This window comes from Vibrio sp. 10N.247.310.24, from assembly GCF_041467175.1.
GTDB classification, from domain to species: domain Bacteria; phylum Pseudomonadota; class Gammaproteobacteria; order Enterobacterales; family Vibrionaceae; genus Vibrio; species Vibrio tasmaniensis_A.
In genome coordinates this window covers 22577-40043 of record NZ_JBFSUD010000043.1, presented here as the reverse complement: position 1 = coordinate 40043, position 17467 = coordinate 22577, and the positions used below count along the sequence as shown (strand labels likewise).

The 17467-nt window shown below is 43.3% G+C and carries 16 protein-coding genes; 8 read left to right on the top strand and 8 right to left on the bottom strand.

All coding sequences use genetic code 11. The features are described 5' to 3' along the window. Positions 1 to 208: 208 nt before the first annotated feature. Positions 209 to 826 (top strand): glutaredoxin domain-containing protein, encoded by a 618-nt coding sequence (locus AB6E08_RS14310; protein ID WP_004731823.1) that lies wholly within the window; start codon positions 209 to 211, stop codon positions 824 to 826. Positions 827 to 1005: 179 nt separating this feature from the next. Here AB6E08_RS14310 and AB6E08_RS14305 read toward each other — a convergent pair whose 3' ends face one another. The 3 genes from AB6E08_RS14305 to AB6E08_RS14295 all read right to left on the bottom strand — a co-directional run bounded on the left by AB6E08_RS14305 (position 1006) and on the right by AB6E08_RS14295 (position 3062). Beyond that, complete coding sequence (locus tag AB6E08_RS14305; protein WP_012600279.1) at positions 1006 to 1140, bottom strand: hypothetical protein; 135 nt, start codon at positions 1138 to 1140, stop codon at positions 1006 to 1008. Positions 1141 to 1383: 243 nt separating this feature from the next. After that, positions 1384 to 1734, bottom strand: a complete 351-nt coding sequence (locus AB6E08_RS14300; protein ID WP_004731829.1) for a hypothetical protein — start codon at positions 1732 to 1734, stop codon at positions 1384 to 1386. A 122-nt stretch (positions 1735 to 1856) separates the two neighbouring features. After that, positions 1857 to 3062, bottom strand: coding sequence for a multidrug effflux MFS transporter (locus tag AB6E08_RS14295; protein ID WP_012600277.1), 1206 nt, complete (start codon positions 3060 to 3062; stop codon positions 1857 to 1859). Positions 3063 to 3170: 108 nt separating this feature from the next. Between AB6E08_RS14295 and AB6E08_RS14290 the strand changes: the two genes are divergently transcribed. Then, positions 3171 to 4067, top strand: coding sequence for a LysR family transcriptional regulator (locus AB6E08_RS14290; protein WP_102249389.1), 897 nt, complete (start codon positions 3171 to 3173; stop codon positions 4065 to 4067). 180 nt (positions 4068 to 4247) lie between these two features. Further along, entirely contained in the window at positions 4248 to 6092 is a 1845-nt protein-coding gene (locus tag AB6E08_RS14285) for a putative bifunctional diguanylate cyclase/phosphodiesterase (protein ID WP_372065436.1), read from the top strand. A 150-nt stretch (positions 6093 to 6242) separates the two neighbouring features. Here the strand turns inward: AB6E08_RS14285 and AB6E08_RS14280 are convergent, their stop codons facing one another. The 3 genes from AB6E08_RS14280 to AB6E08_RS14270 all read right to left on the bottom strand — a co-directional run bounded on the left by AB6E08_RS14280 (position 6243) and on the right by AB6E08_RS14270 (position 8851). Then, positions 6243 to 7535: a peptidoglycan DD-metalloendopeptidase family protein gene (locus AB6E08_RS14280; RefSeq protein WP_372065433.1), complete on the bottom strand. Its 1293-nt coding sequence runs from the start codon at positions 7533 to 7535 to the stop codon at positions 6243 to 6245. A 245-nt stretch (positions 7536 to 7780) separates the two neighbouring features. Next, on the bottom strand, positions 7781 to 8080 hold the full coding sequence (locus AB6E08_RS14275; protein WP_012600273.1) for an isoamylase early set domain-containing protein: 300 nt from the start codon (positions 8078 to 8080) through the stop codon (positions 7781 to 7783). A gap of 123 nt (positions 8081 to 8203) precedes the next feature. Next, positions 8204 to 8851 (bottom strand): hypothetical protein, encoded by a 648-nt coding sequence (locus tag AB6E08_RS14270; RefSeq protein ID WP_012600272.1) that lies wholly within the window; start codon positions 8849 to 8851, stop codon positions 8204 to 8206. A 32-nt stretch (positions 8852 to 8883) separates the two neighbouring features. Here AB6E08_RS14270 and AB6E08_RS14265 point away from each other — a divergent pair, with 32 nt between their 5' ends. The 4 genes from AB6E08_RS14265 (at position 8884) to AB6E08_RS14250 (ending at position 14117) form a co-directional block, all read left to right on the top strand. Further along, positions 8884 to 9366, top strand: a complete 483-nt coding sequence (locus tag AB6E08_RS14265; protein ID WP_017100814.1) for a GFA family protein — start codon at positions 8884 to 8886, stop codon at positions 9364 to 9366. Positions 9367 to 9516: 150 nt separating this feature from the next. Further along, on the top strand, positions 9517 to 10191 hold the full coding sequence (locus tag AB6E08_RS14260; RefSeq protein ID WP_009845723.1) for a YoaK family protein: 675 nt from the start codon (positions 9517 to 9519) through the stop codon (positions 10189 to 10191). A gap of 228 nt (positions 10192 to 10419) precedes the next feature. Continuing rightward, on the top strand, positions 10420 to 11790 hold the full coding sequence (locus tag AB6E08_RS14255; RefSeq protein WP_012600269.1) for a YjiH family protein: 1371 nt from the start codon (positions 10420 to 10422) through the stop codon (positions 11788 to 11790). A 455-nt stretch (positions 11791 to 12245) separates the two neighbouring features. Then, a complete protein-coding gene (locus tag AB6E08_RS14250) occupies positions 12246 to 14117 on the top strand; it encodes a methyl-accepting chemotaxis protein (RefSeq protein ID WP_372065428.1) in 1872 nt (623 codons plus the stop codon). Positions 14118 to 14283: 166 nt separating this feature from the next. Here AB6E08_RS14250 and AB6E08_RS14245 read toward each other — a convergent pair whose 3' ends face one another. Then, entirely contained in the window at positions 14284 to 15669 is a 1386-nt protein-coding gene (locus tag AB6E08_RS14245) for an alpha-amylase family glycosyl hydrolase (protein ID WP_371707050.1), read from the bottom strand. A gap of 283 nt (positions 15670 to 15952) precedes the next feature. After that, positions 15953 to 16231, bottom strand: coding sequence for a peptidylprolyl isomerase PpiC (gene ppiC, locus AB6E08_RS14240; RefSeq protein ID WP_009845728.1), 279 nt, complete (start codon positions 16229 to 16231; stop codon positions 15953 to 15955). A gap of 283 nt (positions 16232 to 16514) precedes the next feature. On the opposite strand from ppiC, the gene AB6E08_RS14235 reads away from it, so the two are divergent. Further along, on the top strand, positions 16515 to 17429 hold the full coding sequence (locus tag AB6E08_RS14235) for a chemotaxis protein (protein ID WP_009845729.1): 915 nt from the start codon (positions 16515 to 16517) through the stop codon (positions 17427 to 17429). Positions 17430 to 17467 lie beyond the last annotated feature (38 nt).

The window sequence follows — 17467 nt, the reverse complement described above, 5'->3', positions numbered from 1 at the left end:
AGAAATACGCGAAACGGGGTTGTTCTATCTTTAAATTTAATTACGCAACAAAGCCGCTAGGGGCTGCTATTATTATTGCGTCAGTTGCATTTATTACCCATTGGGAAACGAAAAAACCGGCGAAAATAAAGAAAGTTTAGGATCGATGAAATAAATAGTTCGACTGTCCGTTCTATATGGATAAGAGAATTCAAACGAGGCCGTAAGCATGAAGAAACCAGTCAAGATTACACTATACCGTTGGGCAGGCAGCTGGGGTCCATTTAAAGTTAATATCCCATGTGGGGAATGTACCCTTACCAAAGACATTCTTAAGGATACTTTTGAGAATGAGTTATCAGATGTCGATGTCGAACTGGAAGTGAAAGATTGGTTGTCTCACTGGTGGGAGCCGCTAAAACTGGGTTCTTGGCATGCTCCAATCCTTGTTGTTGAAGGCAAGGTTGTAAGCCAAGGCGAAGCGCTTAACCGCGGTGTGTTAGTTCAATCTGTGATTAAAGAGTGGACTAAACGAGACAGCCTAAAAGGCAACATTGTTTACGGAAAAGCGACCTGCCCATTCTGCGTTAAGGCCAAGAAAATGCTTGATGAAGCGGGTGTTGAATACCAATACCACGATGTCGTAAAAGACAGCGCAGCTTTGTATCGCATGATTCCAGAGGTCAAAGCGCACATTGGTGAGAAAACACCAGTAACCGTTCCTCAGATCTGGCTCGATGGTAAATACATCGGTGGAGCAGACAACTTAGAAGCATGGATGAAAGAAAATGGTTTAGATACCATTCCAAATAACGTTGTCGACCTGTCCAACCAATCGGCAGGCTAAACTCACACAGAGTTACAAATCCGATCGTGAATTAATCAGTGTTTTTTGTGTCCATCCACAACAAAACGAGCGATGACCTTCATTAATCGCTAAAACGCAAAAGGCCTTAAACTGAACTAGCCCCAATAGTTGGACACCAGTAAGTTTAAGGCCTTTTTAAAATCCGTTTTTGAAAATGCTTATTTCGCCATTTTCTTCATCATTCGCTTAATGAATGATGCTTTTTTTGGCTTTGGCTTGCCATACAACGCTTCGTGCATCATGTTTTTTGCTACCATTTGACCAAGGTATGCGTGGCCTAGTTCGTAATTCATGCTTATCTCCGCACATAATCGATTTTCTTATGCGCGGATTCTACACTTAAAGCGCTCAAAAACAAGATCTAAATCACACTCTCAATGTAATCTCACCATTGAGTTACAATTAAAATTTTCATTTAAACATCCATAAAAAAAGCAGCTCAAGAGAGCTGCTTTAAAAATAGTTTTTTAGAAACCTAATTGCTTAGAAATCAACTTACATGAAAAAATAGCCTATAAAACAAACAGTCAAGAAAACTAGCTACGCTTTGGCTGTCTGTAAGTTTTGCCTGCAATTTGGTATGTGTCTTTTTGCTTTAATTCGAACATAGTTTCAAAGAACCAAGCTGCAAATTTGATTAAGTCATCGCCTTCATTCATCACATGTTCGATGTACTCTTGCTCTTCGCCTTGTTCATTTTCTTGAAGCGTCACGTGGTAAATACGCTTTTCGCCTTCAACTTCAGCTAGCGCAAATTGACCTGTTAGTGATCCAGCAGCCTCAGCGACTTCTGTATCCTCATTGGATTTCAATAACTCAAGTGCTTGAGGCAAGCCATCTAGTGCGCAGATAGCTTTTACCAGTACTTCAAATTCATTTTGCTGCATGTTTATTACCTATTAAATGGACGCTGGTATTGTAGAAAACCATCCATACAAATACAACGTATTAACGACTGTATGCTGAACTATAGCGAGCTAGCTGTTTAACTGGTCTGTACTTCAGCTGCTTAACTGTACTCAACTTCGGTAGCTGTGGCTTTCTTATTCATTCTCGTTGAAGACCAAAGTACTGTAGCCATACAAGCGCCAATAATCAGATAAAACACGCCGAGCTGTAGGTGAGTCGTCACCCAACTCTCGACTAGATATCCACCAAGTAAACCCGCCAAACACATCTGAATTGAACCTGACAGTGCCGACACCGCGCCCGCTTTCTTCTTATGAGGTTCTAATAGCATACTGATCGATAGAGGGAAGGAGATACCTTGAGCGATAGCTAACCACGTAAATGCCCACACTAAGTTAAAGATGGATAACTCATGAGTAAGTAACCAAGTCCCTGAAGCTAAAATGATCAAAATCGCAAGACTCATCAATTGTGGTGTACTAAACCTACGATTGAGCAAGTTCAAAGCCACGCTACCAATCAGTAAGCCAGCCGAAGGGACTATCATCAACGATCCGTATTCAGCGGCTGTCAGCCCCAATTGCTCTTGCATTAAGAATGGAAACAGTGATAGCGACACCAAACTCGCCATGTAACTCATCCAATTATAACTGGCACTGGTCAACACTTGGCGATTCGTCAACAAACGGCCATAGTTCTTGACCACTTGACTGACTTCAAAGCGGCTCTTCCCGTATGGCAAAGTTTCATGAAGAACAAAATAGCCGAGAGTGAATATCGCCAGTAAATACACAAGAACAAACAGGAACACCGCCTGCCAACCGAGGTGGAATGAGATCCAACCACCAAACACAGGCGCAATAATCGGCATGATCGAAGCGGTGACCGAAATATAAGACAGTGCTTTGGTCAGTTGAAGGCCATCATAGCTGTCGCGCAGCACACTTCGCCCAAGAACCGAGGCACTCCCCGCCCCTAGACCTTGCAACAAGCGACCAACCTCTAACGCCGTCATGTTGTCGGAAAAAACAACACAAACAACAGTACCAATCAAATAAACACCCTGACCTAACAAGAAGATAGGTCTTCTCCCCACGGCATCGGACATCGGCCCGTAAAATAGCTGAGACAAGCCAAAACCCACAAGAAACAGCGTAACGAGCAGCTGTACATCTACCTGAGTCACACTTAAGTCTGAAGCAATTAGCGGCAATGATGGTAAATAGATACTCACCCCTACCTGTCCTGTAGCTATGATCATCATTGCTAAGAGTAACGGCGTTTTTTTAAAGGTCGATTGGCTCAAAAAATTCCCTATTCGTTTGATATTTGTTCATTAGATGAGTTTACATTCAAAACCAATAATTGATAATTAGCTAAATTGGAATTTAATTAAGTCCCAACAGGAAATAGTATGGATTGGATTCTTAACGTAAAAAGTTATGTAAAAGTGGTGGAAGAAGGCAGCTTCAATGGCGCAGCGCGTAAACTCAATACCACCAGCTCAGCGATCAGCAAAAGAGTGAACTGGTTAGAAGAACGTATTGGCACTCAACTATTAAAGCGCACCACGCGCTCAATCAGCCAAACCGAAGCGGGGGCTCTCTTTTATCTGCGAGCCAAGGATCAGCTCGATAATTGGCAATCGATTATTGATGAAACCCGATCGGTTAACCAAACGCCTGCGGGCCTGCTAAAGATTGGCGCAACCATTGCTGTTGGTTCTAAGTTTCTCGTGCAATACATGGACGACTTCTTAGAAAAGTATCCAGACATTAAAGTACAGCTTATCACCACCACGCCAGGTCAATTACCTGAGCTTGGCTTGGACCTGGTGATCAGTCGTGAACTGGAACAACTCAACTCGTTAAGCTTCAAGAAAACACCACTGTTTGAACACAAAGCCAGCTTTTACGCCGCACCAAGTTACTTGGCTAAACATGGTTATCCCATCAACGAGCAAGATTTAGAACAACACAACTCCTTAATATGGGGAGAGCGCCCTACCCGTGAAGTCACACTCACCAAAGGGCAGCGCATCACTTTGAACGGTAACTTTGCGACCACCAACCCTGAGGCTTTGTTTCATGCCGCCAAGCGAGGAATGGGCGTACTGTTAACCATCAAAGCAATGATCAAAGAGGATCTTAAACAAGGGACACTGGTTCCAGTATTACCAAATATAACAGCTGACGAAGTGATGGTTTACGCGTACTACCCTAAGCTTGACTACTCACATACACGAACCAAGCTATTTTTAGACCACCTAAAAGATAGGCTAGACAAAGAAAGAAATAGTCAAATTTTGTGAAATATATCGCACTAAATTTGAAAAATCACACAACACGACCAATAATAAACTAGACGCATATCAAGATTATTAATGCAAGTAGCATTGTTAATATTTAAGACGGTGCTGCTACAAGATCGTATACACAAGATCATACACATACAGCTTACACACGATTCTGGTTGGCTACGGATGGTGACTATGACTCAACATACACGCAATTGCACGATAGACACAGAGCGCATTGGCCGCTTACTCAAATTGGAAGGTATCGACCTTTTAGAGTCTGCCGTGCTTACTTTGCATCAAACCTTCGGTACTCAATACACCAGTATCATTGAGAAAAAGCACTTCCCCGATCAAATGGTTCCTTTGGTCATTGCCCATTCTGACCATGTACTGCATGACAAAATAAACGCACGCCATGGTCACATATACCAACAAGCCGTTAATCAAAAACACCCAGATTGCTCATTTGCTCAGTATATCGTTCAGTCACTCCCAACATCAGCATTTAGACAGGAAATCACCTCACAGAACTCAATCGCTATCCCAGCACGCAGTCAAAGTGGCGAAGTCATGGGTGTGCTTTTCTCAACCTTTAGTTCGCCAATGAGTACAGATCAGCAACAAGACGTGATAAAACACCACCAGTTGTTCGCAGATATCGTCATTCACACCTTGCGTGAAATGTGGTTCAACGACCGTTCTGAGCAACTGGTTAATCAACTCAGTTACGAAGTATCACACGATAGTCTAACTGGGCTATTAAACCGTAGCTGCTTATCAGACACCTTGGAATCGATCACTCAGCAGAGTGTCACTCCCTTCACGCTCGCTCTGCTCGACATCAATAGCTTCAAAGCCATTAATGATATGCACGGTAATTATATTGGCGATAAGGTGCTTCAGTTCGTTGCAGAGACCTTGCGCCGAACCTTGCCCGACAACAACCTGACGTTCCGGACGGCTGGCAATGAGTTCGCATTCATTACCTATCATTCAGACCCAATAGCGGTTTGCAAACAAATACTGGATAAGATAAAGCAAGGTTACACTAGTATTGATATCAAAATCGATTTCGACGTCAGCATCGGCATTGCCCGGTCAGATGGAGACAATAAAGACGTAGAGCAAATCATCTTCAACACCAGTTTGGCGCTAAAAGAGTGCCAGCATAGTCAAGATACTCATATTCAATGTTACGACACTCACCTAAGGGTTCGTTACCAAAGGAAAACCGAGTTAATCGCCGCCTTACGAAGTGAACTTGATAGCCCCATATCAGACAGTCAGGCACCTAATGACAATGGAATGTACGTGGTTGTACAACCAATCGTTGATCACATTGATACACGATGGGATTACTTCGAGGTGTTAACTCGTTGGAAAACCACAAGACATGGCGACATCTCGCCAGTGGAGTTCATTCAGGTAGCGGAAGAATCGGGGTTGATCGTGGAACTGGGTGAACGGATCATCGAATTGGTATGCCGCGCTAAAACAAGATTGGAGCGAGGCTTAGGCTACAAAGTTAAGCTTGGAATAAACTGCTCCGCTCACGAGCTTACCGATTCTAAGCGTTATATTTCCTATCTCACTCGAACGATTGAACAGCATCACTTTAAAGCAAACGAGTTTGTCATTGAGCTAACCGAAACCGTTCTGTTATCTCCAACTCAAGAAACAAAGTCAGCACTCGACTTTCTAAGGGGACAAGGGTTCACGATCGCTCTAGATGATTTCGGTACTGGTTACTCAAGCTTAAATTACATTCATAGCTACCCTATCGATTGTATTAAGATTGATGCCACCTTTATTCGAAACTTGCTGACAAACTCAACATCCGAAAGTGTTGTGTGGTTGATTGTTCAACTGGCACACAGACTCAATGTGTCATTGGTTGCGGAAGGCGTAGAGAAGCGTGAGCAATTAGAAAAGCTGCACGCAATGGGGTGTGACAAAATTCAAGGATACCTCTACTCTCCACCTATGCGACCAGAAGCTATCGTTAGCTACGTCACTCACTCAGAACCTCTAGCCTAAACGCCGTTTACTACCTCAACCTAAAATCAAAAAGCCGCGAGCGTATCACTAAACATTTAAGTATTTAGTTCTGCACTCACGGCTTTAAAGGCTACATCATTACTCGCAACCATCTAGCTAACGGTTACCTTGACGACATATAGTCAGCTGCTAGCTATTATTCGATTGTTTTTCTAAAGCTTTCTTTAATAGCTTGTCGGCTTCATCTCTAGCGGCTACGAATGTCGCTTTTTCCTTTTTAGGTACGGAATCGGCCATCGGAATATTTGCTTTCATTGCATTGACAGGACGACCACGTTCGATCAATTCGTAATGTAAGTGCGCCCCCGTCACTCGGCCCGTTTTACCTGATAAGCCAATACGCTGACCACGAGATACCGTTTGTCCTTTACGAACGAGGATCTTACTCAAGTGTAGGTAGCGTGTTTTGTATGTGCTGCCATGCTGAATCACCACATAGTTACCCGCATATGGGTGCTTACGAGTCATGATCACTTTACCATCACCTGTTGCTTGAACGGGTGTGCCAATTGGCGTCGCGAAATCTGTGCCGTTATGCGGAGAGACTCGCCCAGTCACAGGGTGTAAGCGCTTAGGATTAAACTGAGAACTTTGACGCCAACCACGGCTCACAGGGTAACGTTGGAAAGCGCGTTGTAAGCTATCGCCATTGGCATCGTAATATTGCCCGTCAGTGTGTAAGTACGCTGAAACAACACGGTTACGGTTCATGATCTTGATGGCTTCTATTTCACGTTTCCCGGTTGCGACACCATCAACGAATTGCGCTTTTTGAAGCACTTCAAACTGATCACCCGCACGTAAGTCTCGGCTGAAATTCAGCTTATCTTTGAGAAGAGTCACAATATGGTCAATCTCAATACTGTTCAGGCCAACTTTGTTCGCTGACATAGAGAAACTGCCTTGAATATCACCCACTAGAGGTTTCTGCTTCCATTCACCCGGAATAGAAATATCTTCGAATTCGTAGCTGCCGTCATCAAGCAGTCGATAAACCACTTTGTCCGCGACACTAAATTGAAGTTCCATTTTTGAAAGGTTGCCCGTCGCTTCGTCACGCCAAAAGCGTAATGTATTACCCGGACGAAGCGTGTCTAACGCAAGGAAGTTCAAATCGGTTTCCATCACGCTCATCATCGAGTTATAAGAAAACCCAAGCTGAGTGAAGATGCTACTTAAGTTATCACCTGATTGAATTTGATATTCAAACGTCGGTGGCTCAATAACGGTAGCAGAAGGAGGTGACAGAATTGACTCAATAACGGTTGAGTCTGGCAAATCAAGATCGATCGTTTTCGTCAGACTTGATTGTGAATATTGCAAAGCAACACTAATCACTGCAATAAGTGGCAGTCCTAAAATTGCTGCTTTTTTTACAGGTGAAAGCTCAGCAAACGGAGAGGAAAATATTTTTGAATACACGGTAAACAGGTCTTTCTACGATATAAAAGCACAGGATATGCTTTTCAGGCGTATAAATCATCATTGCATTGTCATAATATGATGTGAATCTGCGCAATCTCGGCTAAGTCATTGAGTTACCGTTAATGAAATAGGCACAACTCAAAAAATTAATGAACCAACGATTTAGACATTAAAAAGCAGAAACCTCTAGTTCCTGCTTTTTAACTAATTCATACTATTTCAATTAAGTCATGCTATTTCAATTAAACGTTAACTGTCGATACCAAGCAATTATCTTCACCAAATTCATTCGGGATATAACGATCAGCATTCGCATCGTTCACCCATTGTTGATCATCAACTAGGTAGCGAAATTGAAACTCGCCATCTTTCGGAAGACGAGTTTTAAACTTGTAAACCTTCCCTTTCGCCAGTTTTTTCATTGGGGTCGCTTTCCAATCCAGAAAGTCGGCAACGATAGATACGGAATTAGCTTCTTGAGCTTCTAGCTCGAAAGTCACTTCAACTTCATCTTTCGTCTTAAAAAAACGTTTATTAATCATTCGCAAGCTCCATTTGTAAAGTAAGCAGACACAAAGCTAAGTGTGTCTAAATTTCATTCATCTACTTAAGATAATATGTAATTTAGCTCACATAAACAACAGTTCCTTGCCCTAACAAAAATGTCATTGCTCATCAATTGATTGCGCATTGAAAGAAAAACTCATTAACACCTTTTCAGATTGCAATTCTGGAAAAGATTGTTCCGCAGAATGTCGAGTAAAACCGATAAAACCTTCCCCAGAGAGTTTGCTTTGTGAATCGAGCAGTTGAGTAATCTCTAAAGTTTGGATTCTCACACGGTCACCAAGAAAGAATTGGTCAACTAACACGACACGGCTTCGATGCTGGTCATGTTTAAACAGGCCAAGATAATAGAAAACGCCACTGCCTTGGTTAGATACCCACATAGGTGCAACAAAGAAACTCGCCTCGCCGAGTATGACTCTTGAAAGGTTGTTGGTGTCTACGGTGACCACACCACGCTCAACACCGGAGTCATACCGCCCAAACGCGATTGATCTTGGTCCATCGACTTCATTAATAAAGGCGTACGCGTTGGTTTCAGGAACTTTGATTGTCCATGGGTTAGTCGTCTTCAAATCAAAAACGGTTTCAACAACAGGGTCATAACTGACTTGAGAAGAAGGAAACTTCGCCAAGATCTCTTCGTCACTTAAGCTAAAGCGATAAATACCCGCCAGTATCACCACAACCAGCATGATAATAGGAATCAGTAAAATCAGAGGTATAGGTAAGATTTTCTTTTTCATGAGCAATTATATTCTTTTGTTTTCATCCAGTTGTGCAGACCATAAAGGGCTTTAGTATAATTATCAATACAGGGTTAACCAGAAGTGGAGCATGGATGGATATCAATCATATTAAAGAGAGAAATATCAGAAGTTGCGAATGCCGCTGTGGAGCCGTCAATTTAGTCTGCAGAGGCGAGCCTCAACGCACCTCCGTATGCCATTGTTATGAATGTCAGAAGCGCACCGGAAGTGTGTTCGGGGTTCAGGCTCGATTTCCCATAGAACAAGTGACACTCAACGGAGAGGTCACCTCCTTTTCACGTATCAGTGACACGGGCAATGAAGTCACCTACCAGTTTTGCCCTAAATGTGGCACTACCATGCTATTGCAGTCGGTTGCCGCCGCCGATTTTTATGTCGTCCCGCTCGGACTATTTAAAGAGCAAGACTTTCCGCTACCAAGCTTTTCAGTCTACGAAGAACGCAAACACGGATGGGTCAAATTTGACCACCAGATGAGTCACTACAACTAGCCTGTTACTGACCATTTTCTCTATAAAGCAACAGTATTGGAACAAACTGCAAGACTGTTGCCTAAGATCAAATATCAACGTTCTACAACGCTAGCGTATCTTTTCGCTAGCGTTATAATCTGCTCCTCTTTTTAACCCAGGGTGAACCACATGATTTCTAAACTACCTCGCTGGGTTGAATACGGCGCCTTACTGTTAGCGGGCCTTGCTGGCAGCGTTAATGCTATTGGTTTACTCGGCTTCCAACATCAAGCTATCTCCCATATTTCAGGCACCATGTCTTTACTTGGCAGCAGCCTGCTCACGCCGACTTCAACTTCTATGCACCTCCTGCTAATCATTATGAGCTTTATGCTAGGTGCCGCGTTCAGCGGATTCTTTATCGAAAATCAAGCATTGAAGTTAGGACGCCGTTACGGTGTTGCGCTATGTATTGAGGGTGGATTGCTGTTCTTGGCGCTTTGGGCACTGTTACAAGGCTACACTTCAGGCCAGTATTTCGCTTCAGCCGCGTGTGGGTTGCAGAACGCAATGATCACCACCTATAGCGGGGCGATCATTCGCACCACACACATGAGCGGGATCATCACAGACCTTGGGATCATGATTGGCGCACGCTTAAAGGGGATGCCTTTTGACCGCCGTAAAGCCAAACTTCTTATGTTCATCGTTGTTGGCTTTCTGTTTGGTGGTTTAAGTGGTGCTTGCCTGTTCCAGCGCTTTGAAATTTTGGCACTGGCTTTCCCTGCCTCTTTCGCGTTCATTGTCGCGTTTAGCTACTGGCTCTACCTAACTTATCGAACTGAAGCCTCAGTAAATTTATAAACGCCTAGTAATAACCATGAGAATATGTAACATCTGCAACACTTTATTCTAAACTCATAATTTGTTGCAGAATAACCTGCGTGAATATTTAGCGATATTTGATGAATAGTATTGCAAGTGATATTAATACTCGGTAATCTTGCACCCAATGAGAAAATACGGATGTTTAGAGAATAAAAATGCCAAGGATGTGGCTTTTTTACATGTAGAAATACGAGAATAATTAACATGTCTAACAACACGAATACTGCTCAACCAGAGAAATCTAAAGGCAGTTTCTGGGTTTTCTTAATCCCATCTCTAATTGGTTTGTTCCTCTTCATGGCGCCAATTAGCTACCAAGGTGATCTCACGATCCCTGTCGCTATTCTAGCCAAATCAATTCAAGCGGTTTTCGGTGAGTCTCTAGTTGCTATTATCACTGCAATCGTTGCCTTCATGTCTGTAGCTTCCGTGTTAAGCACCATTTTCAAACCTACATTCATTACATCGAATTCATTTCTAAACGGCCTTTTCAACCCATCTCCACTGTGGTTGTTGGTTCGTATTATCGGTGGTGCTGCAGCATTCATGGCTTTCTTCCAAGTTGGCCCTGAGTTTATCTGGGAAGAAAACACCGGTGGTCTGGTGTTAGAGGGCCTATTGCCGACTCTATTTTCAGTATTCATCTTTGCCGGTTTACTATTACCACTTCTACTTAACTTCGGTTTGTTAGAACTGTTTGGCACCTTACTAAGTAAAGTGATGCGTCCAATCTTCAACCTGCCGGGTCGTAGTGCTATCGATTGTATGGCTTCTTGGTTAGGTGACGGCAGCGTTGGTATCCTGCTTACAAGCAAACAGTACGAGAAGAAATTCTACACTCAACGTGAAGCCGCTGTTGTTGGTACGACTTTCTCAGCAGTATCTATCACGTTCAGCCTTGTAGTGATTGCTCAAGTAGAACTAGAGCACCTATTCCTACCTTTCTACGCAGCAATCTGCTTAGCAGGTATTGTGGCCGCGGTAATCATCCCTCGCCTTCCTCCACTGAGCATGAAGAAAGACACCTTCATTGATGGTACAAAGCCTCACAAAGATGCTGATGCAATCCCAGCGGGTCACTCGACTTTCTCTTGGGGTCTTGAACTCGCGGTAAATAAGGCATCACAAGTGAAGTCTGCTAAGTCTGTATTTGGTGAAGGCATTCGTAACGCAGTCGACATGGTATTCGGCGTTCTTCCTGTTGTAATGGGGCTAGGTACAATGGCATTGGTGATTGCAGAATACACCTCTGTGTTCTCATTCCTAGGTCAGCCTTTCATTCCATTCCTTGAGCTACTTGGAGTACCTGAAGCGGTTGCAGCATCTGAAACCATTGTTGTTGGTTTTGCGGATATGTTCATCCCAGCGATCCTTGCCGCTTCTATCGACAACGAGATGACTCGCTTTGTTATTGCAGCAATGTCGGTAACTCAGCTGATCTACATGTCTGAAGTAGGCGCTCTACTTCTAGGCAGTAAGATTCCAGTGAACATCTTAGAACTGTTTATTATCTTTATTCTACGTACGTTAATTACGCTTCCAGTTATCGCAGGTGTAGCGCATCTAATATTTTAAATTAGACGTACTGATACAGTGTAATAAATAACCTGATTTATAATAGCCTCACTTTTGTGGGGCTTTTTTTCGCCTAATATATTCACTCTCCGGTTTAAAATACATACACTCTCCTGTTTGAAATATCGCCAATATACGAATTGAGAATATCATTTGATTTCATATTAATTCCCTTACACCTCTCCCTTATATAATAAACCATACGCATATTCGCCTAATTAATACCCTCCTTACTTTGTTTGCCTTTGATTAAGCCAACTCTTTAACTCATTGAACCAAAAAACAAAAGTAGCAAGTATGTAATTAACTGAGTTTTACGTTGTGCGGGTTGTTGTATTTTTGTAGTCTATTTTGTGAAATTACATTCAAGTAAATCCCAACAATGTCGATATATATAATTACAAAAACACGATTAGCTTTAGTTTTCGCAAAGCTTGTGAGAAGAGGAAAACACAATGAAATTTAGCCATAAGGTGGTTGCAGCATCATCAGCCTTGCTATTAGTGACAGTATCATTGCTTTCAATACAGCAACTTTACACCGTAAAAAGTGCTGTAGAGAACCACGTCAATGCAAGCCTGAAAGAGATGGTCTCTGGGATTAAGAACACCGTAGCATCAGAGATGAATGCTAAAAAAGCACTGGCTCAGTCGACGACTGAAGTCATCGAAATCAACCCTCAAGATCGTACATACGTTCAAAACATCCTAGAAAAGCCAAAACTTAAAGGCAGCTTTCTCGCGGTTGGTTTTGGTTATGACGCAAACGGTTTCGTTATTGAAAATGATGATGGTTGGGAAGCTGGCCCGGATTACGACCCACGAATCCGCCCTTGGTTCATTGAGGCTAAGTCCAAAAACAGTTTAGTTGTTACCGACCCTTATGTGGACGTATCAAGCAAGAAAGTCATCATTTCAATTGGTACGCCAGTGCAAGAAAACGGCCGTTTCACTGCAGGTATGTTCTACGACCTAGAACTAACCAACCTTGCGACCTTGGTAAACCAAGTGAACTTGTTTGACGCGGGTTACTTATTCCTAGTCACTGCCGACGGCACGACGATTGCTCACCCTAATGCTAAGAACAATGGCGAAACGCTATCAAGCTACCTGCCACAAGCGACTATTCGCGAGGGATCTCAACAAATTGAAGTCGACGGTAAAAAATTCCTAGTGAACTTCACTCACATCCCAAGTGAAGATTGGTACATCGGCGCAATACTTGATGAAGAGATCGCATTCCAAACGGTTGAAGATCTGAAAAACAGCTCGATAATCTACTCTTTAATTGCGGTTATTCTCAGCATCATTGCATTAACCGTCCTTATTCGTGTGTTAATGCGCCCGCTTGAGACGCTTAACCAAGCCATTCAAGATGTTGCGAGCGGACAAGGTGACTTAACTAAACGTCTAGATACCAATACAGATAAAGAGTTCTCTGACCTTGCGAAAGGCTTCAACACCTTTACTGAAAACCTGCAAAATCAAATCATTCAATCCAAAGCGATTGGTGTTGAGATTAAACGTGGCACTGAAATCACAGTAAAAGGCGCGGGTGAGTCAGCGAATGCGATGAATACTCAGCTGCAAGAGCTTGAACAGCTAGCCACCGCAATGAACGAGATGGCCGTTACCGCAACGGAAGTAGCAAACAACGCTCAAGGCGCAGCCGCCGCGGCTCGTGAAGCTGACGATGCGACACTAGACGGTACATCTGTAGTAAGTGACACGACTCAAGCGATTGATAACCTTTCAGCGCGTATCGACCAAGCGGTTGCAGAAGTACAAGTACTTGAATCAGCAACAGCAAATATCGAGACGATTCTTAAAGTAATCAACGATATCGCAGACCAAACCAACCTACTTGCATTGAATGCTGCTATTGAAGCGGCGCGTGCTGGTGAATCGGGCCGTGGTTTCGCTGTCGTTGCCGATGAAGTTCGCACACTAGCGCAACGTACTCAAGAATCGACCACAGAGATCCGCAACATGATCGAGCAGCTCCAAGCGGGTGCAAGCTCTGTATCTAACGCGATGAATCAAAGTAAAGACACAGCCACTGACGCCGTTGAACGCGCTCAGCAAGCAAACTCTTCACTTGACCGCATCCGCGACGCGATTCAGCGCATCTCTGATATGAATATTCAGATTGCTTCAGCAGCTGAAGAGCAGAGTTTAGTAGCGGAAGAGATCAACAACAACACAGTTAAGATCAAAGACCTTTCAACACAGGTATCGAACGCAGCTCAAGACGCAAACACAGCAATGCAAGTTCAAACTGACAATGTTCGCCAACAAGACGAACTATTAAACAAGTTTACGGTTTAACCGCCTTAGCGTTTAGCTAACTAACACCTTGTTTAACTAACACCCTGTTTAGTAAGCAATAAACAGCTTTAAATAAAAAACCCCGCTTACTGGTAATCAGTAAGCGGGGTTTTCTTTTCAAGGTTTTCTTTGCAAAATTTGCTTTCTAACTCGTAACAGGCTCGAGCTAGTTGGTCGTCAGCATCATGCACTGGTTGGATTCAACCTTAATAGTTAAGTCCTTACCAACACATTCGAACACTTCGCCAGACAACAGATCCGTCACAGCGCCTGTCCAATTTAATGAGGCCGTCTTGCTTCGTTTCGATTTATTAATCACCACAATGCCTTTGTCGCCACGAACAAACACCAACAAGTCATCATTGGCTTCAACCACCTGCATCGCTTCGCCATGAACATGGTTATGGAATTGAATCATGTTTTTCATATAAGGCGCTTGCCAGTCGTTAAGCCAACGAGGTTGGCCACTCTTGTCCAGAATACCGCTGGTGCTGAGCTCACTGTAAACAAGCGGCACACCGCCATCTCGTCCAAGAATAAACGCGTGAGCTAATTGCTCGTCGACTTCATCCATCACATGTTCCAAAAACACCTCGTTATTTGGAATGTCATGAGTGACAGCAAAAGTGATCGCTCGCATGTTCGACAGAGCTTGACCAAAACAGTATGGGTTGATCAGAGACTTAAAACTGCCCTGCTCTTCAAAAGCTTTGAAGATGGTATTGAATAGCGGAAAATCATACGCCCCTAAACGAGTGTGTTTAAGGTAAGGCTCGAGGAACAGTTCGTACTCTTCTTTGGTTGCACCACCGTCAGTAATGATCTCGCCAAAGATATGCATTTCTTCACAGATATCATCGGTCCAAACCTTACGTAGATGTGACAGTGTCATGTGTTTCGCTGCGTCGATGCGAAACCCTTTCACACCAATCACTTTCAAGGCTTTTAGGTAAGCTCGCTGCTGTGTAACCACATTGTCGTTGTCTAACAGCGTTGGCAGGCCTGGATCGCTTGCTCCACCAGTAATACGTCCGTTTTGCACCTCCCAAGTGTCTTTCCAGTTCTTGATACCAAACGCTTCGACAAAGTCGTTCTCATCAAACAAAGGTTTAGAAAGATCACCAAACAAACGAACGGATTCGTAATACTCAGAATCTTGTTGGTAAGACGCCATGTCTTGTTGATTTGGATACGTCAAATCACCGCGAATACTCGACTCGTTAGCCATGTGGTTAAACACAACGTCCACATAGGTACGAAGCCCATGTTGCTTTAACGTGTTCACCATTGCAGTGAAGTCTTGCGTATCACCAAGCTGATTATCGATCACACGATAATCTTGGGGTTGATAGCGCTGCCACCATTGGGTACCTGTATCTCGATCACAGCCTTTAGGCCCTCGTAACGACTTCATTGCCGGCGAGACTAAAACAGATTTATAACCCAGCTCTTGAATCAGAGAGGCGTTCTTCATTACGTCAGCGTAGCACCAGTCAAAAGCATGCAATATAACATCTGTCGCTGGGGTGCTTAACATAGCTGAACTCTCCATGTTGTTCTCCTACCAAACTCGTTTACAGCTTTCTAGATAAATACAAAGGCTAAAAGGCAAAGCTGCATAAATTTCCTTAAGAATGGTGTTTATTATATGAGTTACTCATTAAAACCCCTCCTCCTCCCACCGATTAGTCAAGGTGGATAGTTAAGGGCGTAGCGCCAATTATCGCATGACGTCCGGGATGAACACTCAGCCATAATGTTTTTAAATGCGCTCAAAAATGACAAAAAAGGAGCGTATCTACGCTCCTCTTATTCAATTTAACACATATTAATAACTAAGTTCGGTAAAGAACCTTCACTACGTGCCAGCCAAATTTTGTTTTTACCAGGTGTGGTACAAGCGTCTCGCCAGAGAAACAAATCTTATCAAACTGAGGTACCATTTGACCTTTTTTGAACTCACCTAGGTCGCCGCCCTTTTTACCTGATGGACAGGTTGAATGCTTCTTCGCTAGCGTTTGAAATTTAGCGCCCTTTTTAAGCTGCGTCATGATGTCTTCTGCTAATTCTTTATGCTTCACCAATATATGAAGCGCTGCTGCTGTTCTTGCCATGATAATTCTCAGTTTGTTGCGGTCAGTTTATTTGTGATGATTACGTAGAATTCATCAGAGTACTGACTGTTGTAATTCAGCTTACGGCTAACGACTTGTCGACAAAAGTCCATCAAACGCCTGCGTTTAGCGTGATTTTAACCCAAGAATCATCATTCTTCACTCTATAACCGAAAACAACCCCCTTAAAGATCTTTAAAAACCGCATAGTGACTTGCTGCGGATGCCATTTCCCTTTAAATTAATCCTTATAGATTAAGCGCGTATTAAGTAGGAGCCACTTATGGCCAAACCGATAAGTAAAGCGAGTCAGTCACAGGGAATGCTGATGTTCAAGTTATCCCTCACTCAAAGTTTTGCGATAGGCACGCTTAAGGTCAGAGAAATCGTTCCTTTCCAGCCAATGACCCAAATCCCTTACTCTCATCACCACGTGATTGGTACCGTCACTATTCGCGAACTTACGGTTCCAGTTATTGATATGTCTGCGGCTATTGGGTTTCGACCGATCACACCGACTGAATACCAAGACTGTGTGCTCATCGTGACAGATTGCTTAAGAACCGTTGTCGCATTCTTGGTTCGTTCGATTGATAAAATCATTGAATGTGACTGGAAGAGCATTGAGTCGCCACCCGCGAGTGTAGGAACCAATGTGTTTGTTACCGGCATTACACGTTTTGAAGATCGTATCGTGCAGATGCTCGACGTAGAGTTATTACTTTCTAAGATTTACCCTGCTTATGAAAACGCACATATTCCGATGCTGACAGATGTCGAGAGAGAACGCCTAAAAGCTCTGAACATTCTATTGGTTGATGACTCTTTGATTGCACGAAAGCAGCTGTCTGATGCCTTAGACAGCATCAACATCCCTTACAGCATTTGTAACAACGGTTTAGATGCTATTGACCTGATGCGAGGTGAGGCTGCAAAAGGTACAGCAATTGATCTTCTCGTGAGTGATATCGAGATGCCCGGGTTAGATGGTTATGAACTTGCATTTGAAGTACAAAACGACAGCGCACTCAGTCATGCCTACTGTATTTTACATACTTCACTATCCAGTGAGATCTGTGTTGACCGAGCTAATCAGGTGGGTGCACATGAAGCGCTAGAGAAATTCAATGCAGGCGAATTAATCGAAGCCATGTTGCGCGGAGCGAAAGTCTTAAACGACGCGGCTATGACTGCTTAGACATAAAAAAGCCCTCTCACAGGAGGGCTTCTTAGGTA